Source organism: Aliivibrio fischeri ATCC 7744 = JCM 18803 = DSM 507, assembly GCF_023983475.1.
Lineage (GTDB): Bacteria > Pseudomonadota > Gammaproteobacteria > Enterobacterales > Vibrionaceae > Aliivibrio > Aliivibrio fischeri.
This window is the reverse complement of the sequence record NZ_CP092712.1, coordinates 1-23,728: the sequence shown is the minus strand read 5'-3', so window position 1 is coordinate 23,728 and position 23,728 is coordinate 1. Positions and strand designations below refer to the sequence as shown.

The 23,728-nt window shown below is 39.9% G+C and carries 19 protein-coding genes; 5 read left to right on the top strand and 14 right to left on the bottom strand.

Annotated elements, in window-relative coordinates:
* Positions 1–8 precede the first annotated feature (8 nt).
* Complete coding sequence (locus AVFI_RS00095) at positions 9–1,466, bottom strand: TrkH family potassium uptake protein (protein WP_017018705.1); 1,458 nt, start codon at positions 1,464–1,466, stop codon at positions 9–11.
* A gap of 56 nt (positions 1,467–1,522) precedes the next feature.
* Complete coding sequence (locus tag AVFI_RS00090) at positions 1,523–2,140, bottom strand: YigZ family protein (protein ID WP_188863537.1); 618 nt, start codon at positions 2,138–2,140, stop codon at positions 1,523–1,525.
* Between the two features lie 242 nt (positions 2,141–2,382).
* Between AVFI_RS00090 and fadB the strand changes: the two genes are divergently transcribed.
* From fadB to acuI, 3 genes are all read left to right on the top strand, one after another.
* Positions 2,383–4,560, top strand: a complete 2,178-nt coding sequence (gene fadB, locus AVFI_RS00085; RefSeq protein ID WP_188863538.1) for a fatty acid oxidation complex subunit alpha FadB — start codon at positions 2,383–2,385, stop codon at positions 4,558–4,560.
* A 13-nt stretch (positions 4,561–4,573) separates the two neighbouring features.
* Positions 4,574–5,737 (top strand): acetyl-CoA C-acyltransferase FadA, encoded by a 1,164-nt coding sequence (gene fadA / locus AVFI_RS00080; RefSeq protein ID WP_005416811.1) that lies wholly within the window; start codon positions 4,574–4,576, stop codon positions 5,735–5,737.
* Positions 5,738–6,496: 759 nt separating this feature from the next.
* A complete protein-coding gene (gene acuI / locus AVFI_RS00075) occupies positions 6,497–7,477 on the top strand; it encodes an acrylyl-CoA reductase (NADPH) (RefSeq protein ID WP_005416807.1) in 981 nt (326 codons plus the stop codon).
* Positions 7,478–7,622: 145 nt separating this feature from the next.
* Here the strand turns inward: acuI and yiaA are convergent, their stop codons facing one another.
* From yiaA to AVFI_RS00060, 3 genes are all read right to left on the bottom strand, one after another.
* Positions 7,623–8,069 (bottom strand): inner membrane protein YiaA, encoded by a 447-nt coding sequence (yiaA, locus tag AVFI_RS00070; protein ID WP_005416806.1) that lies wholly within the window; start codon positions 8,067–8,069, stop codon positions 7,623–7,625.
* Between the two features lie 124 nt (positions 8,070–8,193).
* A complete protein-coding gene (locus AVFI_RS00065; protein ID WP_188863539.1) occupies positions 8,194–9,135 on the bottom strand; it encodes a LysR family transcriptional regulator in 942 nt (313 codons plus the stop codon).
* Between the two features lie 147 nt (positions 9,136–9,282).
* Positions 9,283–9,474: a hypothetical protein gene (locus AVFI_RS00060; RefSeq protein ID WP_005416802.1), complete on the bottom strand. Its 192-nt coding sequence runs from the start codon at positions 9,472–9,474 to the stop codon at positions 9,283–9,285.
* 185 nt (positions 9,475–9,659) lie between these two features.
* Here AVFI_RS00060 and tusA point away from each other — a divergent pair, with 185 nt between their 5' ends.
* Positions 9,660–9,911, top strand: coding sequence for a sulfurtransferase TusA (gene tusA / locus AVFI_RS00055; protein ID WP_005416800.1), 252 nt, complete (start codon positions 9,660–9,662; stop codon positions 9,909–9,911).
* Between the two features lie 46 nt (positions 9,912–9,957).
* Here the strand turns inward: tusA and AVFI_RS00050 are convergent, their stop codons facing one another.
* From AVFI_RS00050 to glyQ, 4 genes are all read right to left on the bottom strand, one after another.
* Positions 9,958–10,209 (bottom strand): hypothetical protein, encoded by a 252-nt coding sequence (locus tag AVFI_RS00050; protein ID WP_005416798.1) that lies wholly within the window; start codon positions 10,207–10,209, stop codon positions 9,958–9,960.
* Between the two features lie 134 nt (positions 10,210–10,343).
* Positions 10,344–11,984 carry an alpha-amylase gene (locus AVFI_RS00045; protein ID WP_054775563.1) on the bottom strand — a complete coding sequence of 547 codons (1,641 nt, stop codon included), beginning with the start codon at positions 11,982–11,984 and terminating at the stop codon, positions 10,344–10,346.
* A gap of 145 nt (positions 11,985–12,129) precedes the next feature.
* Positions 12,130–14,196, bottom strand: a complete 2,067-nt coding sequence (glyS, locus tag AVFI_RS00040; protein WP_054775564.1) for a glycine--tRNA ligase subunit beta — start codon at positions 14,194–14,196, stop codon at positions 12,130–12,132.
* Between the two features lie 2 nt (positions 14,197–14,198).
* Entirely contained in the window at positions 14,199–15,119 is a 921-nt protein-coding gene (gene glyQ, locus AVFI_RS00035; RefSeq protein ID WP_005416792.1) for a glycine--tRNA ligase subunit alpha, read from the bottom strand.
* Between the two features lie 228 nt (positions 15,120–15,347).
* Here glyQ and AVFI_RS00030 point away from each other — a divergent pair, with 228 nt between their 5' ends.
* On the top strand, positions 15,348–16,595 hold the full coding sequence (locus tag AVFI_RS00030) for a valine--pyruvate transaminase (protein WP_065623671.1): 1,248 nt from the start codon (positions 15,348–15,350) through the stop codon (positions 16,593–16,595).
* Positions 16,596–16,799: 204 nt separating this feature from the next.
* Here the strand turns inward: AVFI_RS00030 and AVFI_RS00025 are convergent, their stop codons facing one another.
* The 5 genes from AVFI_RS00025 to dnaA form a co-directional block, all read right to left on the bottom strand.
* Positions 16,800–17,234, bottom strand: coding sequence for an Hsp20 family protein (locus AVFI_RS00025; protein WP_065623672.1), 435 nt, complete (start codon positions 17,232–17,234; stop codon positions 16,800–16,802).
* Positions 17,235–17,657: 423 nt separating this feature from the next.
* Entirely contained in the window at positions 17,658–20,075 is a 2,418-nt protein-coding gene (gene gyrB, locus AVFI_RS00020; protein WP_012532776.1) for a DNA topoisomerase (ATP-hydrolyzing) subunit B, read from the bottom strand.
* Positions 20,076–20,092: 17 nt separating this feature from the next.
* Complete coding sequence (gene recF / locus AVFI_RS00015) at positions 20,093–21,172, bottom strand: DNA replication/repair protein RecF (protein WP_012532720.1); 1,080 nt, start codon at positions 21,170–21,172, stop codon at positions 20,093–20,095.
* A gap of 13 nt (positions 21,173–21,185) precedes the next feature.
* Positions 21,186–22,286 carry a DNA polymerase III subunit beta gene (gene dnaN, locus AVFI_RS00010; protein ID WP_005416783.1) on the bottom strand — a complete coding sequence of 367 codons (1,101 nt, stop codon included), beginning with the start codon at positions 22,284–22,286 and terminating at the stop codon, positions 21,186–21,188.
* Positions 22,287–22,318: 32 nt separating this feature from the next.
* Positions 22,319–23,728 carry a chromosomal replication initiator protein DnaA gene (dnaA, locus tag AVFI_RS00005; protein ID WP_065623673.1) on the bottom strand — a complete coding sequence of 470 codons (1,410 nt, stop codon included), beginning with the start codon at positions 23,726–23,728 and terminating at the stop codon, positions 22,319–22,321.

The window sequence follows — 23,728 nt, the reverse complement described above, 5'->3', positions numbered from 1 at the left end:
TATAAAAACTAGCTACGCCAAAACGTCGGTGTGAACAAAATAAGAAGCGTAAATACCTCTAAACGTCCAAACAGCATGGCGATAATCAGTATCCATTTTGCGGCATCATTTACTTCACCAAAGTGAACCGCAACTTCACCCAAACCTGGTCCTAAATTATTCAATGTTGCTGCAACTGCAGAGAAAGCAGTTAATTCATCAATCCCTGTAGCAATTAATGCCAGCATACAAATAACAAACACCAAGGCATAAGCAGAGAAGAAACCCCATACCGCATCAACCACACGCTGAGGTAATGCTTTAGTTCCAATCTTAATCGTATAAATCGCTCTTGGGTGAATCAATCGCTTAATTTCACGCATGCCTTGCAATGACAATAATAAAATACGAATCACTTTCATACCGCCACCGGTTGAGCCAGCACAACCACCAATAAAAGAAGAAAACAGTAATAAAACAGGTAAAAACAGTGGCCATTCAGCAAAGCTAGTCGTCGTAAATCCTGCTGTCGTTGAAATTGACACGGTTTGGAATAACGCCTGATCAATTGCGGTTCCGACCGAGTTATATGTATTGTGCTTTAGCAACAATAAAAAAGTAATTAAGAATAAGAGAATTTGAATGAAAATAAATGCTCTAAATTCAGGATCACGCCAATAATATTTTGGATGAACACCACCCGATGCAAACGCAGCAAAGTGAAGTGAAAAGTTACAAGCCGATATCAATAAAAACACGACCGTAATAGCGTTAATCACAGGACTATTAAAGTGCCCCATACTGGCATCATAAGTAGAAAATCCACCAATTGCTATGGTTGAAAAACTATGAGAAATAGCATCAAACCACCCCATTCCCGCAATCCAGAATGCCAATGCGCAGGCAATAGTTAAGGTTAGGTAGATATACCAAAGCACCTTTGCAGTTTCTGCTATACGTGGCGTCATTTTGGAATCTTTAACTGGACCAGGAATTTCAGCACGATATAGCTGCATGCCACCAATTCCTAAAACCGGTAAGATAGCTACAGCTAATACAATGATCCCCATACCACCAAACCATTGGAGCAATTGGCGATAGAATAAAATCGCTTTTGGTAAATGATCTAACCCAGTTAGTACCGTTGCACCCGTTGTCGTTAACCCTGAAAATGATTCAAAAAAGGCATTAGTTACCGAAATATCTGGTGAACCTGAAAACAGAAATGGTAATGCTCCTGCACTACCGATTACCATCCAAAAAAGAACGACAATTAAAAAACCATCACGTGATTTTAATTCATGTTTATGCTGGCGGTTAGGAAACCAAAGAGCCCCGCCACCTGCTAATAATAAGAAGAAGGTAATAACAAATGGCACACCGGCACCATCACGATATATAAACGCGATAAAGGCAGGAGCCAACATGAAAAAACTGAATACCGCGAGTAAAATACCCACGATTCGAATAATTGAACGAAACTGCATGGTTTATTGGACGCTTGACGTCACTCATATCCTAAATAATTAATGGTATTTGAATTTCATGTATCTGAAGGAAATTCAATTTTTGCGCCACTCTTATTAATAATGGCTATCTTAAATTCTTCAATAACGCGCTTTTCTAACTCAACGCTCATCACTACCTTATCACTGTATTGTGCATCCACTTGATTACCTTCAAATTGACTCAACAAAGTTTCGACCAAACTCACTAAGTTATAATCACAGTGCAAAATAACCGTATCAGTGATTCTTTTTTCTTCAGTTTCTATCAGTTTTAATGCTTGTTGAACTCCGCCGCCATAAGCTTTTACTAAACCGCCAGTACCTAAACGCACACCACCGTAATAACGGGTAACAACCGCTGTTATCTCACCGATACCGCTGCCACTCAGTTGAGCTAATATTGGTTTGCCTGCAGTACCAGACGGCTCACCGTCATCACTGAATCCCCATTTCATAGAATCATCAGGTCGGCCCGCAACAAACCCCCAGCAGTTATGACGAGCATCTGAATGCTTAGCTTTTATTTCAGCAACAAATGCTTTCGCGTCATCAACGGAAGACGTTCGAGCTAAATACGTTATAAAGATGCTTTTTTTTATCTCTTCTTCAAATACCACCATGGCCTTGGGTACTTGATATGGCTGGTCATTCATAGCTTACACTGATAGCAAAAACGGAACCTTAAAGTGTATCACTTCTGTCGAAATTTACTCTTTTAAGCTGATGTTTATTCTCGGTTTACATCAAACAAATTTGTGATCAAACAAGATAAACGTAAACAAATTGTTAAATTTAATTTGAAATCTGTTTAAATAAGAACCAATATTAACTGGTCAAACCAGATTAATATAATAATGAATACACCTCTCTGGTTTTTATTTCATGGAGATAGAAAATGATTTATCAAGGTGAAAACCTCTCTGTAGACTACATCGAACCGGGCATTGCTCACTTAGTATTTAATGCTAAAGGCAGTGTAAATAAGCTCAACTTAGCCACCCTACAATCGGTTGGTGAAGCCATAGATGTACTCTACTCACAAAAGGACTTACAAGGTCTACTTCTATCATCAGATAAAAGTGCATTTATTGTTGGTGCTGATATTACGGAGTTTCTTGGTTTGTTTGATATTCCAACAGAAAAGCTCAGTGATTGGTTACATCAAGCTAACGCCATTTTTAATCGTCTAGAAGACATTCCAGTACCTACTTTATCTGCTATTACTGGATTTGCTTTAGGAGGCGGTTGTGAATGTGTCCTTGCTACGGATTTTCGATTAGCAGATGAAACGGCATCTATCGGTCTACCCGAAACACAGCTTGGGATCATGCCCGGTTGGGGTGGCTCTGTTCGTTTACCTCGCTTAATTGGTGCCGACCCTGCAATGGAAGTCATCACAACGGGTAAGCCAAAACGAGCAAAAGATGCCTTAGCTCTGGGAATGATTGATGGTGTTGTTTCACGTGAAACCTTGATAACAGATTCTGTCACTATGCTTAAAAAAGCGATAGAGGGTCAACTGGATTGGCAATCTCGTCGTACACAGAAAAAAGCACCATTAAAACTCTCTCCTCTAGAGGCTGCAATGTCATTTAATGTCGCTAAAAGCATGATAATGAAAATGGCAGGTAAACATTACCCTGCACCAATGACAGCAGTAAAGTCCATTGAAAATAGTGCTTTCATGGATCGTGATGCTGCACTTGAAGTTGAAAATAAAAACTTCGTTGCACTCACTCAAACAGATGTCGCTAAATCATTGGTTGGTATTTTCTTAAACGATCAATTAGTGAAGAGTAAAGCAAAACAAGCCATTAAAAATAGTGAACCCGTCACTAGCGCAGCGGTTCTTGGTGCAGGAATTATGGGTGGAGGTATTGCTTATCAATCCGCATCAAAAGGCGTCCCTGTATTAATGAAGGACATTGCTCAACAATCATTAGATTTAGGCATGAGTGAAGCCTCTAAACTGCTTAATAAACAATTAGAACGAGGACGCTTATCTGGTTTAAAGATGGCACAAGTACTCTCTTCTATTACGCCATCACTAAACTATGCGAGTATTGAAAACAAAGATATTGTCGTAGAAGCCGTTGTTGAAAATCCAAAGATTAAAGCTGCTGTATTAGCTGAAGTTGAAAATGAAGTGAATGAGCACGCCATCTTAGCCTCAAACACATCGACAATACCTATTTCCTTACTAGCAAAATCATTAAAACGCCCAGAAAACTTCTGTGGTATGCACTTCTTCAATCCTGTACATCGGATGCCACTCGTTGAAGTGATCCGTGGTGAAAAAACCTCACAACAAACCATTGATCGTGTTGTTGCTTACGCTTCTCAAATGGGAAAAACACCTATTGTCGTCAATGACTGTCCTGGATTTTTTGTTAACCGAGTTCTTTTCCCTTATTTCGCAGGGTTCAGTTTATTGCTGCGAGACGGCGGTGACTATCAACAAATAGATAAAGTCATGGAAAAAGAGTTTGGTTGGCCAATGGGACCTGCTTATTTACTTGATGTGGTTGGTATTGATACAGCACATCACGCACAAGCCGTCATGGCACAAGGCTTCCCTGAGCGAATGGCAAAAAATGGACGAGATGTGATTGATGCGATGTTCGAATCCGATCGCTATGGTCAAAAAAATGGAAGCGGTTTTTATGCATATAGCATAGATAGAAAAGGCAAACCTAAAAAGAACATTGATGAAAGCACAGCAGGCATTATTGCGATAGTAACCAATACAACGCAACCTTATACATCAGAGCAGATCAGTGCTCGCATGATGATACCTATGATTAATGAGGTCATCCGCTGCTTAGATGAAGGAATTATTGCCTCTCCTGCAGAAGCTGATATGGCATTGGTTTATGGTTTGGGCTTCCCTCCATTTAAAGGAGGAGTATTCCGCTATCTTGATGCAATTGGATTAACCACTTATCTCGACATGGCAAAAGAATTTGAACATCTAGGTGCCGTTTATCAAGTACCAGAAAGCATCAAACAAAAAGCCGCCGATGGTGAATGTTATTACCCAGCACCTCAATCATTATCAGCGCCGTCAGCCTAGGGAAGGATTAATCATGAAAAACGTAGTTATTGTTGACTGTATTCGAACACCTATGGGTCGCTCAAAAAACGGTGTATTTCGTTATACTCGCGCTGAAGATTTATCGTCGCATCTCATGAAAGGTTTGCTTAAACGAAATCCAAGTGTCGATCCTAATGACATTGAAGATATCTATTGGGGGTGTGTACAACAAACGTTAGAACAAGGCTTCAATATTGCACGTAACTCCGCACTACTTGCCGGTTTACCACAAAGTATTGCAGCAACAACCGTTAACCGTTTATGTGGCTCATCCATGCAGGCTTTGCATGATGCTTCACGCGCCATCATGGTTGGCGATGCCGATATTTGTATTATTGGTGGCGTTGAACACATGGGGCATGTACCAATGAACCATGGTGTTGATTTCCATTCAGGACTTTCAAAAAGTGTTGCTAAAGCATCAGGAATGATGGGATTGACAGCTGAAATGCTAGGTAAGATGCACGGTATATCTCGAGAGCAGCAAGATGCCTTTGCGCTCGCATCCCATCAAAAAGCACATAAAGCAACGATTGAAGGCTATTTTGATTCGGAGATCCTTCCAATAGAAGGACACGATGAAAATGGCGCTTTAACCTTAGTCACACATGATGAGGTCATTCGACCTGAAACAACATTAGAAGGATTAGCCGCATTACGACCAGCTTTCGATCCTGCAAATGGTACGGTTACAGCAGGCAGTTCATCGGCATTATCGGATGGCGCATCAGCTATGCTAGTTATGAGCGAAGAGAAAGCCAATGAGTTAGGTTTACCTATTCGAGCGAAAGTTCGCTCAATGGCGGTATCTGGTTGCGATCCATCTATTATGGGATACGGTCCTGTTCCAGCGACGAAAAAAGCATTAAAACGTGCCGGATTATCACTGGATGATATTGAGTTATTCGAACTGAATGAAGCGTTTGCCGCCCAATCACTACCTTGTATTAAAGATTTAGGCTTACTTGATGTGATGGATGAAAAGGTCAACTTAAATGGTGGTGCTATTGCTCTTGGTCATCCTCTAGGTTGCTCTGGATCTCGCATTGCCACCACATTAATCAATAACATGGAGCGAACTGGAGCCAAGTTAGGTGTTGCGACAATGTGTATTGGATTAGGGCAAGGAATCGCAACTGTGTTTGAGCGCCCTTAATACTAAGTAAATTCAAACGTTAAAAACAAAAAAAGTCGCTCTCTGTTCTATGAACATTGAAGCGACTTTTTCTTTCTATCTATAGCTGAGTGCTATAAACAGACTACTTTTTGAATGTAGTTTTTGTATCACGAGATTGGTGGAACCAAAAACGCTTTCTGCCTGTTGATTTAGACATGAGATATCCTTCTTAACTTAAGTATAAACATGCATCAAAGTGATGCTTTCGTTTAGCCTGAGAAGAGATATTTATCTTATGTAATTTATACTAGAGAGATTGTACGTCCTTTATCTTTCTGCTTTGTAACGGAAGCAGCCTAACAGCATTAGTTAGGTATAAAGCCGACGCATTTTCACAACCTCGATTGCACACGGTCACATTACATTATAAATAGATCCAGTTAGGCTTATTCGTTGCTAACGATCTGCTGAAATGTTCAATTATTAATGATTGGAAAAGTGAAATGAAACACGGAGATAATACTTTTTTGAAGATATTTCTGAGGGTTTTACTTGTACTTATTGCTTGTATTAATAACTCTATACATTAGAGCAAGGCGCAAAATTACCACGAACTAGAAAAAAGTAAAGATCTTATTTTCATTTTTTTGTTTATTTTCTAGACTAGTGATCTATGCATAAAACGCATATAGCTCATGTTTAAGTATCATTTTTTTTCTTTTCAAAACTCACCTACACTTACTCTCATTGGTCAAACAGACCGTTTGATGTTCGTTATTATCCTTATTGGAGTTCGTTATGTTTAAAGCATTAGTTCTAAATCAAGAAGATAGAAATACCATTGCAGCAGTTACTGAGATTGATGAATCTCAACTACCTGAAGGTAATGTTAAAATCGATGTAAACTACTCTTCTCTAAACTACAAAGACGGCTTAGCGATCACTGGTAAAGGACGCATTGTTCGTAACTTCCCAATGGTTCCTGGTATCGACTTATCAGGTGTGGTTTCTCAATCAGATGATCCTCGCTATAAAGCGGGTGATGAAGTTGTTCTTACTGGTTGGGGCGTTGGTGAAGGTCACTGGGGTGGTATGGCTGAGAAAGCAAGCCTAAACGGTGACTGGTTAGTACCTATGCCAAAAGGCCTAGATGCTAAAAAAGTAATGGCAATCGGTACAGCTGGTTTCACGGCAATGTTATGTGTACAAGCAATCGTTGATGCAGATATCAAACCTGAAGACGGTGAAATCCTAGTAACAGGTTCAAGCGGCGGTGTAGGCAGCGTTGCTATCACTCTTCTAAACCAACTAGGTTATAAAGTAGCAGCCGTGACAGGTCGAGCTTCTGAAAATGGTGAATTATTAAAATCTCTAGGCGCAACTCGTATTGTTGAGCGTAGCGAATTAGAAGAACCAGCAAAACCATTAGAAAAACAACTATGGGCTGGCGCTATCGACACCGTTGGCAGCAAAGTATTGGCAAAAGTGTTAGCGCAAGTAGATTACAACGGTGCTGTAGCGGCATGTGGCCTTGCTGGTGGTTTTGATTTACCAACAACAGTAATGCCATTCATTCTACGTAATGTTCGTCTACAAGGTATTGACTCTGTAATGTGCCCTCGCGAAAAACGCATTAAAGCATGGGAACAATTAGCAGAACTACTACCAGCATCATTCTTTGACCAAGCAACAAAAGAAGTGTCTCTTGATGATGCAATTCAAGCTGCTGAAGACATTACCAACGGTCAAATCACAGGTCGCGTAGTAATTAAAATCTAAGTCGTTATTAAAATCTAAAAGATTTAAAACTAAGTCCTACCTAACTTAGTTTTAGATAACATCAGTAATTCAAGGCAGCATAATCGCTGCCTTTTTTATATCGATGTAATTATCTATTTAACTCATAATGAACGGATAATGAGTATTACTCTACTAACTCATCTTTTACTTCAGACAACTCTTCATCACTTGTAGTAGCTGCAACATCTCGAATGTTTTTTTGAATCGTCACAACTGAAAATAATGAAAGTGTATAAGCCATTGCAAAAAAGCCCTTTTCACTGAGTAATAATTCCGCATTTCTTAAGCCAATAGCCATTAATACCAACGCTGAAATCAAAGCAACACGACAACTCATCATATACATTGAAGTGACGTTTATCCCTTCGTGTTTATCTCTAATGGTTTTTTGTAATGATATTGCGGCAAACAAACCGAGCAATAATAAAGAAAAGTAATAACCCTTTTCATTCAGCTCCATGGTGGATTTCCATAAACCAAATAAATAAGCAGAAGAACCAATAACAAACGCTCCCCATGATGCCATGATAAATGCGCTTGTTGGTTGGTGATATTGATGATGTTGTTCCATAACTCCCTCCTCAAAACCATAACGTTATGCGAGAGAGCAAAGAAAATCGAACCTAACGAATGACTCTGGGAAGCATTATTCATTATGAATTCTATTAATTACATCAAATACAGAGTACTACACGTTATGCAAAACCAATATCTTCAATACGTTTTTCAATTAACTTACCGCACTCTTCTTTAACCACTCGTCGTAGCCAAGTTTGAGCTGGTGATGTATCACAACGCGAATGCCAAATCAGTGAGTAATCAAACGGAGTAAATTCAAAAGGTAATGGTTTAATCACTAAATCGTAGCGTTCAGCCACTAAATACGCCAAATCTGCGGGCACAGTGATCACCAATGGCATTTTATCAACAATCGCTAACGCCGCTTCTAAATGATAAGCCCTAAGTACTTGTCTTCTTTCTCTTTGTCCTGATAAAGCCGCATCAATTAATGCTTTTACTCCATCGCTAATTGCTATCATTGCATGTGGCAAAGACAGGTAATCATCCAAGGTCAGTATTGAGCCAGATAACGGATGATTTTTAGAGAGCAAACACAACACACCTACCAGCCCTAACACTTCCTGTTTTAGTGGTAATACAGACCCGATAGGACGACAAATAGCCATATCTACTTTTTCAGTGCTGAGTTGCTTAAATAAGTTTTCATGATTTAAAGGTGCAAACTCTAATGAGATATTTGGCGCTTGTTCATAAATTTTTGGTAATGCATAAGGTAAGATTGTTTGCATTGCATAATCGGTGGTTGCAATTAAAAAATGCTGATCACAATGTATAGGTGTAAAGTCGCTTGGTGTTAACAACTGACGTAATGATTCTAATGGGAGGTTTATCTGCTCATTTATCTCTAATGCTTTTTGGGTCGGAACTAGATGCTGACCTTGTCTAGTAAACAATGGATCTCCAAGCAAATCACGCAATCGACCTAATACTCGACTCATTGCCGACTGACTCAAATTAAGGCGAACCGCAGCTTGGCTAACACTGTTTTCTTCTAACAAGACTTTAAGTGCAATTAACAAATTTAAATCACGACGATAAACTTCTTCTAATTCCATAACCTGACCTACTAGGCTTAATCAACGTAGTGAGTGTAACTGTTTTCTGGATAAAAAAAATCCCGCATTTCATTCAACTCTTATTTGGTATTAAGAATGATGAAAAAAACGGGAAACTGGAGAGTCTTTTTGTTATTTAGAAGTAAGTTAAGAATCTTGTTCTTCCGCAGTTTCTGCTTCTGACCATGTTTTTAATTCTACTGTTAGCGCTACCATCACAGATGCCAAACTAATAAGTGGAAACAAACTGATGTTTTCAGGAGTACGCAATACTAATGAACTAATAGTAACAAGACAAAGAACACAATAAATAGTTAAGCGATCTATTTGAGTAAGCATAATAACGATCCTTCTGTTGCTTTCTAACCGAGTGTTAGAATGGATAAAACAACAAGTTAACGTTCCAATGTTAATTTGTTGTTAAATTAAATCTACTCCCTTTTCAGTTCTTTGCCAACGCGTATTGATTATTTTTTTTACAGCAGTATGATCTCGGTCGCCTTTAACTGTAAAGAGATACAAACATGACCATCAACTTTGATACAGCAACACAAACACTAGAAGCAGAAGGATTACGCTGCCCTGAACCTGTCATGATGGTTAGAAAAACGATTCGAAAGATGGAAGATGGTGAAACGCTATTAATTAAAGCCGATGATCCATCAACAACAAGAGACATTCCTAGTTTTTGCCGTTTTATGGATCACGAACTTATCGCAGAAGACACAGACTCTCTTCCTTATCGTTATTTAATCCGAAAAGGACTTTCAAAATAATACGTACAAAAAAAGGCAACCATTATGGCTGCCTTTCTCTTATAAACTACGTATTGATATCTCGTGCTAGCTTTTGGATAGCTTCGATTTGATTCTGCAAGTTTCTCAACTCTTTTCTCATCGGTAATACATAATGTACCCGGACCCAAGCATCAACTGACAACCCTGTTGTAATGATTGCACCAACCACCATTGGAACCCACATATCTGTAAGTACCATTCCTAATAAATTAAGAGCTAATGCGACAGTAAATAGATAGCATTGACTTTGAGGGGATATAGCTAAAAAACGAGTCATGATAAGCTCCTTTCCTTAAGAGACATCTACCAATACAACTTATTCTAACCGTAGATTATCACCTCTAGAACAAAAGCTATGTGTCTAGTATCACACTCTTATTCTGATTTTATGAAACTTTGGTGACAACTTAACTATTCGCCAGTGTAAACAACCATTACATTATCTGACTTATTTTTTCGGATAAAAGCATAGTAACTATTGTTTTCAATAACCTGATATTCTCCATCAGATAATGCAGAGTGGTTTGCTCTAAAAGCTAATAGTTTTTTCCAATGAGACATAAGAGATAAGCGTAATCCTGTCATTTCATCCCAATTCATTTCGCTGTAAGCCTCACCGCTTTTAGCCGTTTCATCACCATACCAAATAGCAATATTACCCTGTGATAATAACAGTGCTGAAGCTGTATCTCTGAACTCAGAGTAATTTGCTTCAGATAGATCATCTAAACCACGTTCTTCAAACCAATTAATCGCATATAACTCATGTGATTTCTCAGTCGCAGATAAACGATAAGTAAATTGGCTAAAACACTGGTCTTTATTTTTCTGCATCGACACTATTTGCGGTTTAAATGATTCCTTCTCATTTAAATCAACAACTAGGAAAGAAGAGGATTCAAGCGCTTTATATTGATTATGTGTTTTCCATAATTCAAAAGCTTTACTCGCACTCGCCTCTATCTTTTGAGTCAATTGTGGTGTCGAATCCGATAAAACCACCCCATCAATGCCAAATTTAGCAACCCACGTCGTTATCCATTGAGTTAGTAATTCATTTTTAGCCCGGCTCACTTGAGCTACATTGGTTACGGGTTTATTTGCAAAGAACTCAGGCGTTGAAATATTGCCTTCACTACTAGGATCTGACCACGCAGGTGACCACCACTGTGGTATTTGTCCATTTTCGTCTTTAAATGCATCAAGATAATTAGTCAGGTTTTGGCCATCTTTCGGTTGCCATTCATTCCAGTAACTAGGAAGGTCACTTGCATCTTTAGGTTGGATATTAAATTGTTGTAAGTCTGCAAGGCTTGGCTCTGATGGAACGGTATCAACACTCCATACAACTCGCATACCTAACTGATGAGCTGAATCCACAAATGTTCTCATTTCTTGCTCAGTCCCCATATTGGTATCAAGCTGAGTCCAATCTAATGTAGCTCCACCTGCATATGGGTATTCAGGAGAATTACCGTTTTTCCCTGGAAGCCAACCATGTACTTGCTCTAATGGCGTCGAAAGCCAAAGAACATCGACACCTAACTCAGCTAAATAATCTAGCTTTTGAGTAAGTCCTGCAATATCACCGCCTTGAAAACCTTGTGCCGTTTTTTGTCGACCATAGCTGTGATCATTCCAACTGTTACCATTAAAGAATCTATCCGTTGCGATGTGGTAGAAAGTGGCATTCTTCCATTGAAAAGGGACTTCTTCTTTTTTTGATTCTAACAGTAATAAGCCACCACTATGACGACTTGGCGTTAAAGTAACGCTACCATTTTTCACTTGAGCAATACGCCTAGTATAAGCATCGGTGACAACCTCACCATCGGCCCACAAATCAGAAACAGTGACGGTTACAGGTTGAATGCCCAGCTGAGGACAAATGATATCTACACTATCAGCCGCATCGTTATTAGTTGACTTAACTATGTCAGATGATGAATTTGATGAGTTTTCTGATAAAGAAGAATTATCAGTTGATGGCGTACTTTGACACCCAACTAATAAAGACAGCGAAATAAGTGTTGCACAAACAGACAATTTCATCGAAATCAGAAACCTAAAAATAATAACAGTGACTCAATTGTAGCCATTGTTAACAACATTATTAATCTCTAATTTTCGAAAATACGATATTTAGACAAAAAAATACCCCGCATTAGCGAGGTATTTCATTTGATAAGGCTATTTCTTATTTTTGAAGAAGAGAAATATCAGCAATATCTAGGAATAAGTTACGTAGCTTATTCAGAAGTGTTAGACGGTTTGTCTTAAGCGCTTCATCATCAGCCATAACCATTACGTTATCGAAGAACGCATCTACAGGCTCACGTAGTTCTGCAAGACGACTTAACGCTTCTTGGTAGTTACCTGCTGCAAATACTGGCTCTAACGCTTCAGCTAAGATTTCAACTTTCTCAGCTAATGCTTTCTCAGCATCTTCTTGTAGAAGAGCAAGATCAATCTCTTGAGCAAGCTCACCATCAAATTTAGCAAGGATATTGCCAACACGCTTGTTCGCTGCTGCTAGTGATTCTGCTGCATCTAATTCACGGAAGTGAGATACCGCTTTCACACGCTTATCGAAATCAGCTGGTTTTGTCGGACGACGAGCAAGAACCGCTTGGATGATGTCTACACTGAAACCTTCATCTTGGTACCATGCACGGAAACGACCTAACATGAAATCAATTACGTCAGTCGCTACATTTGCATTCGATAGTTTATCGCCAAACAGAGATTGTGCTTTTGCAACAAGATCAACTAAATCTAAGTTGTATTCTTTCTCAACGATAATACGTAGAACACCTAGAGCCGCACGACGAAGTGCAAATGGATCCGAGCCTTTAGGTGCTTGGCCAATACCGAAAATACCAACCAGCGTATCTAATTTATCCGCCATTGCTACTGATGCTGAAATATCAGTACTTGGTAAATCATCACCAGCAAAGCGTGGCATATATTGCTCGTACAGTGCTAATGCTACTTGCTCATCTTCACCATCATGAGTTGCGTAGTGCATACCCATTACACCTTGTGTATCTGTAAATTCAAATACCATAGATGTCATCAAGTCACACTTAGCTAAAAGGCCTGCTCGTTGAGATTTCTCAACATCAGCACCGATTTGTTCAGCAATGTAACCTGCAAGCTCAGTAATACGGTCAGTTTTGTCTTTGATCGTACCTAATTGCTTCTGGAAGATAGCTTGTTCTAATTCAGGTAGACGGTCGATAAGCGGACGCTTACGGTCTGTATTAAAGAAGAACTCTGCATCAGCAAGACGTGGACGAACCACCTTCTCGTTACCTTCGATAACATGACGAGGCTCTTTAGACTCAATGTTAGATACAAAGATAAAGTTAGGAAGCAGTTTTTTGTTCTCATCGTATACAGGGAAGTACTTCTGATCGCCCTTCATTGTGTACACTAATGCTTCTGAAGGTACTTTTAAGAACTCTTCTTCAAACTTAGCAGTAAGAACAACAGGCCATTCTACTAATGACGTAACTTCTTCTACAAGATCGTCTTCTAAATCTGCTTTACCGCCTACTGCAGCTGCCGCTTTTTCAGAATCAGCTAAGATGATAGCTTTACGAGCATCGTAATCTGCCATTACTTTACCGCGCTCTTCTAAAATCGCAGGGTATTGATCAGCAGAATCAATCGTAAATTCAGATTCACCCATAAAACGGTGACCACGAATAGTACGAGCTGAACTCACGCCTAAGATAGAACCTTCAATCAGCTCGTCACCTAATAGGATAGTCAGTGTTTTTACTGGACGAATGAATTGAATGTCAGAGTTACCCCAGCGCATTGCTTTAGGGATAGGTAAACCTGCTAATGCTTTTGCTGCAAAATCCACAACAAGCTCTTGTACTGGTTTGCCTTTTACTTCTTCTTTATGAAGTAACCACTCGCCTTTGTCTGTTTTTAGACGATCAGCTTGTTCAACCGTAATACCGTTACCACGAGCCCAACCTTGAGCCGCTTTTGTTGGATTACCATCAGCATCAAATGCAGCAGAAACAGCAGGACCGCGTTTCTCAACCACTTTATCCGCTTGGCTTTCTGCTAGTTCAGCAATTTTAAGCGCTAAACGACGTGGTGTTGCATACCATTTAACACCTTGGTGTGCTAAATCAGCTGCTTTTAATTCTGCTTCAAAGTTTGATGCAAACGCTTCAGCTAATGAACGAAGTGCTGTTGGTGGAAGCTCTTCTGTACCTAATTCAATTAGAAAATTCTTCGCCATGATTACTTCTCCTCGTTCTTCTTACACATTGGGAAACCTAGGGCTTCACGTGATGCATAGTATGCTTCTGCAACCGCTTTAGTTAGGTTACGGATACGAAGGATGTAACGTTGACGTTCAGTTACAGAGATCGCTTTACGTGCATCTAATAAGTTAAATGCGTGAGCTGCTTTTAGGATGCGCTCATAAGCAGGAAGAGGAAGCGGTTTTTCTAACTCTAAAAGCTCTTTAGATTCTTTTTCACATTGGTCGAAGAAACCAAATAAGAAATCAACGTCTGCGTGCTCGAAGTTGTAAGTCGATTGCTCAACTTCATTTTGGTGGAAAATGTCACCGTAAGTAACGGCAGTACCATCTGGACCAATGTTCCATACAAGATCGTAAACAGAATCAACTTCTTGAATATACATAGCAAGACGCTCGATACCGTAAGTGATTTCACCCGTTACAGGTTTACACTCAAGACCACCTACTTGCTGGAAGTAAGTAAACTGCGTTACTTCCATACCGTTTAGCCAGATTTCCCAACCTAAACCCCATGCACCTAGTGTTGGGTTTTCCCAGTTGTCTTCAACGAAACGAATATCGTGAACTAATGGGTCGATACCAAGCACTTCTAGAGAGCCTAAGTACAACTCTTGAATGTTGTCAGGCGATGGTTTCAAAGCAACTTGAAATTGGTAGTAGTGCTGAAGACGGTTCGGGTTTTCACCGTAACGGCCATCAGTAGGACGACGAGATGGTTGTACGTAAGCTGTTGACATTGGCTCTGGGCCAAGTGCACGTAAACAAGTCATCGGGTGAGAGGTGCCTGCACCTACTTCCATATCTAGAGGCTGTACAATAGTACAACCGTTTTGTGCCCAATAATCCTGCAGCGCGAGGATCATTCCCTGGAAGGTTTTGATATCGTATTTTTGCATAATTTAATTCGCGCGATTCGTTAGTAATAAATAAAAATATAACAAGTAACTATACCTTACGAGGCTCTTTGGGAGTAGCAAAAATAAGCACTTTCTTAAAATTCACCGTGACTTTACGTGCTAAGCAATAAAAATGGTGATTATCTTGCCTCTTTAACTCTGTTTGGTGTTGAGGTATGTTGTTAAAACAATCAATACTCAGACTCAACAATTAGCGCGGTAGTCGTAATGAAGTTTACTCAATTTGGCGAAAAATTTACTCGTTACAGCGGGATCACTCAATTAATGGATGATTTAAATGATGGTTTACGTACACCTGGAGCCATCATGCTCGGTGGTGGTAACCCTGCTGGTATTCCCGCCATGCTCGACTACTTTAAAGACGCCTCACAAAAAATGCTCGACTCTGGTGAGCTCATTGCGGCAATGGCCAACTACGATGGTCCTCAAGGTAAAGACAGCTTTGTAAAAGCATTAGCAAAGCTATTAAAAGAAACTTACGGTTGGGATATTTCAGAAAAAAATATATCTTTAACTAATGGTTCTCAAAGTGCTTTCTTTAGCTTATTCAATCTATTAGCTGGTACTTACGCGGACGGTTCAAAAAAGAAAATATTGCTTCCTCTTGCTCCGGAATACATTGGGTACGCCGATTCTGAGTTGGAATTTGATAGCTTTATTTCTTATCGTCCTGAAATTGAGTTATTAGACAATGGACTCTTTAAATATCACGTCGATTTCAGTCAATTAACCGTTGATGAATCTATCGGAGCGATTTGTGTTTCTCGTCCTACAAATCCTACAGGTAATGTAATTACAGACGAAGAAGTGATTAAGCTGGATAAATTAGCGCGTGAAAATAACATCCCACTGATTCTAGATAATGCTTATGGCACCCCTTTCCCTAACATTATCTTTGAAGAAGTCACACCATTCTGGAACGACAATACCATCCTATGTATGAGCCTATCTAAGTTAGGATTACCGGGATTACGCTGCGGTATTGTGATTGCAAATGAGAAGATGACCGAAGCCATTACAAATCTAAACGGCATTATCAATCTTGCTCCTGGTAGCGTTGGTCCAGCAATGGGATTACACATGATTGAATCCGGTGATTTATTGCGTTTAAGTGAAAACGTAATACAGCCTTTCTATCGTGAAAAGTCGCAAACAGCGGTGAATATGCTACAAACAGCGATAACTGATCCACGTTTCCGTATCCATAAACCTGAAGGTGCTATTTTCTTGTGGCTATGGTTTGATGAACTGCCTATCACGACGATGGAACTGTACAAACGCTTAAAAGCGCGTGGTGTACTCATTGTTCCGGGTGAATACTTCTTTATTGGGCAAGATGACAGCTGGGAGCATGCTCATCAATGCTTACGAATGAATTACGTTCAAGATGAAGACATGATGCAAAAAGGCATTAATATCATTGCTGAAGAAGTGTTGAAAGCGTATTCAGAGTAAATAAACTTGTACTCATGACTCATTGCTTTTCCATCACCAATAAATGGCAATATCAAGTGTTGAATGATCATCAATGACAAACAGCATTGGTGATTCCAAAGCAATAAGTCATCACTATTTCTAATACCCGCTGTAATAAAATACAGGCACAAAAAAAGGCGCTATCACAGCGCCTTTATTTTCAATAATACATACCGTTAAGTATTAGCCTTCAAGCAAGTTATTGCCATTAATTGCAATCTTACGAGGCTGCATCGCTTCTGGAATTTCACGCTCTAAATCTACGTGTAATAATCCATTTTCCATGGTTGCGCCCACCACTTTCACGTAATCCGCTAATTGGAATTTACGTTCAAAGTCACGCTCAGCAATGCCTTGGTATAAATACGTTTTTTCTTCAATGTCTTTTGGACGTTCACCACGAACAATCAGCATATTTTCGTGTTGAGTTAAATCGATTTGATTATCAGCAAAGCCTGCTACCGCCATTGTAATACGGTATTTATTTTCAGATTGCTGTTCAATGTTGTATGGAGGGTAACCGCCATTTGTTTTAGCTGAATGATTTTCCATTTGATTGAAAATACGGTCAAAACCAATAGCTGAACGATACAGTGGAGTGAAATCTACATTACGCATAATACTATCCTTTAATTTAAGCAATAGTGAGTACAACTACCCCTAACTTTGGGTCCTTAGTTGACTCTAATAAATTGTAAGACCTTCCTTTTTGGACAAGTCATTTTCAGAAGACCCTATCGGCATCCTCTTCATAACTAGATATGTGGTTTACTGTTTTTACTTTCAAGAGATAAAGGCTATTTATTTTTCGATTTAAACCAAAAACACCACTAACTCTATGAACAATAAATAAAAATAACGCCTCAAATTTCAGATAAAAAAAAGCACCGCCAACAGCAGTGCTTCCTCATATATCTAAATTCTAAGTTGAGATAAATTGCCGCTGTAATCGCTTAGTTCAAGGAGAAGGCGCGGAGCTTATGAACATAAATGAGCACCTTCAACGCAGAAATCAGTGATTACAGCAAATATTTACTCAGCTTAGATATCTAAGTTAGATACGCGTAATGCGTTCTCTTCGATAAAGTTACGACGAGGTTCAACTTGGTCACCCATCAATGTAGTAAACAACTCATCAGCCGCTACTGCATCGTTAATCGTTACTTGCATCATACGACGAGATTCTGGATCCATCGTTGTTTCCCAAAGTTGCTCAGGGTTCATCTCACCCAGACCTTTGTATCGTTGTAGAGAGAAACCACGACGAGACTCTTTAGTTAACCATGCCAATGCATCTTCAAAGCTAGAAACTGGTTGTTTGCGCTCACCACGTTGTGCATAAGCACCTTCTTCTAGAAGACCATCTAATGCTTCAGCTAAATCAGCAATACGTGCGTACTCTTTAGAGTTCAGTAGATCAATACTTAGTACGTATTCATGCTCAACACCGTGAGTACGAACAACCAGTTTAGGTTGATATGCATTTGCTTCTTCATCAAATAAAAGAGCAGCATTGTATTGGCTTGCACCTACTTCGTTTGCATTTAACTCAGCAACAAACGCTTCAGTCCATGCTTGTGCAGACGCTTCATCAGCACACATTTCTTGTGTTAAACGACCTGTGTAAACAAGACGATTCAGCACAGATACTGGGTAACGACGAGACATACGATCAATTAGCTTCATTACACTGTTGTATTGAACTACAAGATCTTCTAATGCTTGACCTGCAATTGCTGGTGCATCAGCGTTAGTAAATAGAGAAGCATTATCAAGTGCTAATGCAATTTGGTATTCCGCCATTGCATCTTCATCTTTAATGTATTGTTCTTGTTTACCTTTCTTCACTTTATAAAGTGGTGGCTGAGCAATATAGATGTAACCACGTTCAATAAGCTCAGGCATTTGACGGTAGAAGAACGTCAGAAGAAGCGTACGAATGTGAGAACCATCGACATCGGCATCGGTCATGATGATGATGTTGTGGTAACGCAGTTTGTCTGGGTTGTATTCATCACGACCAATACCACAACCAAGTGCAGTAATCAGTGTGCCAACCTCTTGAGAAGACAGCATTTTATCAAAGCGTGCTTTCTCAACGTTTAGGATTTTACCTTTAAGAGGTAGAATCGCTTGGTTTTTACGGTTACGTCCCTGCTTAGCTGAACCGCCAGCAGAGTCCCCTTCCACAATGTATAGTTCAGATAGACCAGGATCTTTTTCCTGACAATCAGCTAGTTTACCTGGAAGGCCTGCGATATCTAACGCGCCTTTACGACGAGTCATTTCACGAGCTTTACGAGCCGCTTCACGCGCACGGGCAGCATCAATGATCTTCGAACAAACCATCTTAGCTTCACTTGGGTTTTCTGCTAAGAATTCAGACAGTTTTTCACCCATTGCTGATTCAACTGCTGATTTAACTTCAGAAGAAACTAGCTTATCTTTTGTTTGGCTTGAGAATTTTGGATCAGGAACTTTTACAGAAACAACAGCCGTTAGACCTTCACGAGCATCATCACCAGATGTCGCTGCTTTTGCTTTCTTAGAGAAACCTTCTTTATCCATAAACGTGTTTAACGTACGTGTTAACGCAGAACGGAAGCCAGCTAAGTGCGTACCACCATCACGTTGTGGGATGTTATTAGTAAAGCAGTAGATGTTCTCTTGGAAGCCATCGTTCCATTGCATAGACACTTCAACAGAGATACCGTCTTCACGCTCTGAATCAAAGTGGAATACTTTTTGGTGGATAGGTGTTTTATTACGGTTCAAGTGTTGTACAAACGCTTGAATACCACCTTCATACATGAAGTGATCAGCTTTATCTTCTTCACGCATATCTTGTAGCTTGATAGATACACCAGAGTTTAAGAAAGACAGCTCACGAAGACGCTTAGCTAAAATTTCATAAACAAATACTACGTTAGTAAATGTTTCTTCACTTGGCCAAAAACGGATTTTAGTACCCGTTGTATCTGTTTTACCAATAACCGCTAATGGCGCTTCTGGCTCACCATGGTGGTAAACTTGTTGGTGAATCTCACCTGCGCGGTGAATCGTTAATTCTACTTTTTCAGATAGGGCGTTTACAACAGAAACACCTACACCATGAAGACCACCAGATACTTTATAAGAGTTATCATCGAACTTACCACCAGCGTGAAGTACCGTCATGATAACTTCTGCTGCTGATACGCCTTCTTCTTCGTGAATTGACGTAGGAATACCACGACCATCATCACTTACTGAAACTGAATTATCTTCGTGGATAGTTACAATAATATCTTTACAGTGACCAGCAAGAGCTTCATCGATTGAGTTATCGACAACCTCAAACACCATGTGGTGAAGACCTGTACCGTCGTCGGTGTCGCCGATATACATACCCGGACGCTTACGTACCGCATCTAGGCCTTTTAGTACTTTAATACTCGATGAATCATAATTTTCTGACATGAGTTACTCTCGCGTTTTTATCCTTGGGCTATTTTGCCATGTTCAATCTCGAACATCTTGCTTTCATCATCATGCATATCTGCAATCTGTTCAGCAGTAATCGAACTGATAAACACCTGCGCCTTTGTCTGTTTCAAATATTGAGCCAGCAATTGGCGACGATGACTATCCAGTTCAGAAGCAAAATCGTCTATTAAATAGATGCACTGCTTTCCTGTTGCCTCAGTTAAATGCTGCCCTTGTGCTAATCGTAATGCACACACCATCAACTTAAGTTGACCGCGAGACAACACATCCTCAACAGGAGTGCCTGCAACTTTAATTCTTAAGTCGGCTTTATTTGGGCCGCCAACGGTATAGCCCAGCTGTTTATCACGCTCAAAGTTCTTCTTGAGCAATTCTGCGTATGGGGTTTCTCTATCCCAACCGCGATAGTATGACAGCTTTATGTCATATTCTGGTAAGAATGCCTGACATATTTGTTGAGTTGCTTCAGATATGTGATTGATGTAATCCACTCGCCACTGATCTATCTTCTCAGACAGTTGGGCAAGTTCCAAATCCCAGTAACTCAATTCACGATAGCTATTTGCCGTTTTTAATAATGCATTACGTTGTTTGGTTAATCGTTTCACTCGGCTCCATGCATCATAAAATGCAGGTTCCACGTGAAACACTCCCCAGTCGATAAATGCACGGCGAAATTTAGGGCCATCGGTAACTAATTCAAACCCTTCAGGGTGAATCAATTGAAGTGGTAAAACTTTAGCTAATTGTGCCAGTTTTTGACCACTTTCTCCGCCTATTTTAACTTCAGTTGTGCCATCACGCTGTTTATTTATACCAATAGGTAGTTCAAACAGCTCTGGAGTGGTGAATCGCCCATGAATAAAAAGCTCGTCACAGTCATTTCGAATAATTCGACCTGTTAACGAGCTCTTAAATGAACGACCATGTCCGAGCAAATAAATCGCTTCAAGGACACTGGTTTTCCCACTGCCATTAGGGCCAATAACAAAATTAAAACCAGGTGATAATTGAATATCACACGTTGTTATATTACGAAAATCATTAATGATTAAACGAGATAATGGCATCGACGGTTAAAATCTACAGACGGATTGGCATAACAACGTATTGTGCTTCGTCATTAGCACAATCTTCCACTAATGCACTGGCATTAGCTGTTGTCATTGAAATTCGCACACGCTCACATTTTAGAGTATTCAGAACATCTAATACATAGCTTACGTTAAAACCAATTTCGATATCATCGCCTTGGAAATCCACATCAAGGATTTCTTCCGCTTCTTCTTGCTCTGGATTGTTCGCTGTAATACGCATTTGGTTATTTGCTAAATTAACGCGAACACCACGGAATTTTTCATTTGATAAAATCGCTGCACGCGCAAATGCTTGACGCAGTTCATCACAATCCGCTTCTAGCGTCTTATTACTACTTTGTGGCATTACGCGTCGATAATCAGGGAAACGACCATCAACAAGCTTCGATGTGAAGACAAAGTTATTCACCTCTGCGCGCACATTTGAATTACCAAACTGTAAAGTAACACTCTGATCGGGTGAGTCAAGTAAGCGAACCAGCTCTTGAATACCTTTGCGTGGCATGATCACTTGTTGTTCAGGTAATTCTGATTCAACTGGCATGTTACATACCGCCATTCGGTGACCATCTGTCGCAACTGAACGGAAAATATTACCTTGAGTTTCAAACATCATACCATTTAGGTAATAGCGAACATCTTGGTTAGCCATAGAGAATTGAGTACTCTCAATTAGCTTACGAAGTTGTGCTTGAGAAAGTGTAATTTCAACTTCACTCTCCCAACCTTCAATGTTTGGAAAATCATTTGCTGGTAATGTAGCAAGTGTGAATCGACTACGTCCTGAACGAACTAAAACACGATCACCTTCTAATACGATAGTAATGTTTGCGCTATCAGGCAAACCACGACAAATATCTAAAAATTTACGAGAAGGAACGGTAACAGCACCCGCTTCAAAATCGCCTTCTAGTGTAATTTTGCTGATTAATTCAACTTCTAGATCCGTTGCTGTCATCGACAACTGGCCGTTTTCTACCTGCAGTAAGATATTCCCTAAAATAGGCAGAGATGGACGGCCACCAAGGGCACCAGATACTTGTTGCAGTGGTTTTAATAACAGACTGCGTTCAATAGAAAATTTCATAATACTCGTCTATATATAAAGTAGATAATGGCTTACGATGACAACGTACGAATTAAATTAGAATAATCTTCTTTAATATCATGGCTTTCTTCTCGAAGTTGCGCAATCTTACGGCAAGCATGTAATACCGTTGTATGGTCACGACCACCAAATGCATCCCCGATTTCAGGTAAGCTGTGGTTAGTTAACTCTTTTGACAACGCCATTGCAAGTTGGCGTGGACGAGCAACAGAACGAGAACGACGTTTAGATAATAAATCCGCCATTTTGATCTTATAGTACTCAGCAACGGTTTTTTGAATATTATCAATCGTAACTAATTTTTCTTGTAACGCTAATAAATCGCGTAATGCTTCACGTACAAAATCAATCGTAATTGCACGACCAGTAAAGTTTGCATTCGCAATAACGCGGTTTAATGCCCCTTCTAACTCACGTACATTTGAACGTAAGCGCTTAGCAATAAAGAAGGCAACTTCATCCGCTAAATGAATTTGGTGATCTTCTGCTTTCTTCATCAAGATAGCAACACGGGTTTCTAATTCTGGCGGCTCAATCGCAACCGTAAGACCCCATCCAAAACGAGATTTCAGGCGATCTTCTACCCCATTAATTTCTTTCGGGTATCTATCAGAAGTTAAGATGATTTGTTGATTGCCTTCCAATAACGCATTAAAGGTATGGAAGAACTCTTCTTGTGAACGCTCTTTATTGGCAAAGAATTGAATATCATCAATCAATAACGCATCCACACTGCGGTAATAACGCTTAAATTCTTCAATTGCATTATTTTGCAGTGCTTTCACCATATCTTGAACAAAACGCTCTGAGTGCATGTAAACCACGCGAGCATCGGGTTTACGATCCACTATCGCATTACCAACGGCATGTAATAAGTGCGTTTTACCTAAACCGGTACCACCATATAAAAAGAGAGGATTATAAGCAGTACCTGGATTATCAGAAACCTGACGTGCCGCCGCCAAACCAAGTTGGTTCGATTTACCTTCAACAAAGTTAGTAAATTTATGTTTAGGGTTCACATTTGAACGATGATTTAAATCCGCAGCAACAGGGCCTGCACCCTCAGATTCCCACGGTTTATGAACAGATTGACGCGCTTGAAGTTGTGCAGGTGCAGAAGTAGCTGCCGCAACATCAGCAGCGGTCTGCTTTGGTACTGCAGGAGCAGATACAGGTTTACTTCCCACCTCAAAACGTAAAGTAGGAATATCATTACCACAGAACTCATTTAATAATGAGTTAATGCTATTTAAGTACTTATCACGTACCCAATCGAGTACAAATCGATTCGGCGCAAATAGCGTTAGGGTATTGTCATTTAATTCTGCTTGTAGTGGTCTAACCCACATACTGAATTCTGCGGAAGGTAATTCTTCTTGAAGGCGCTGTAAACACTGCAGCCAAAGCGATGAAGACAC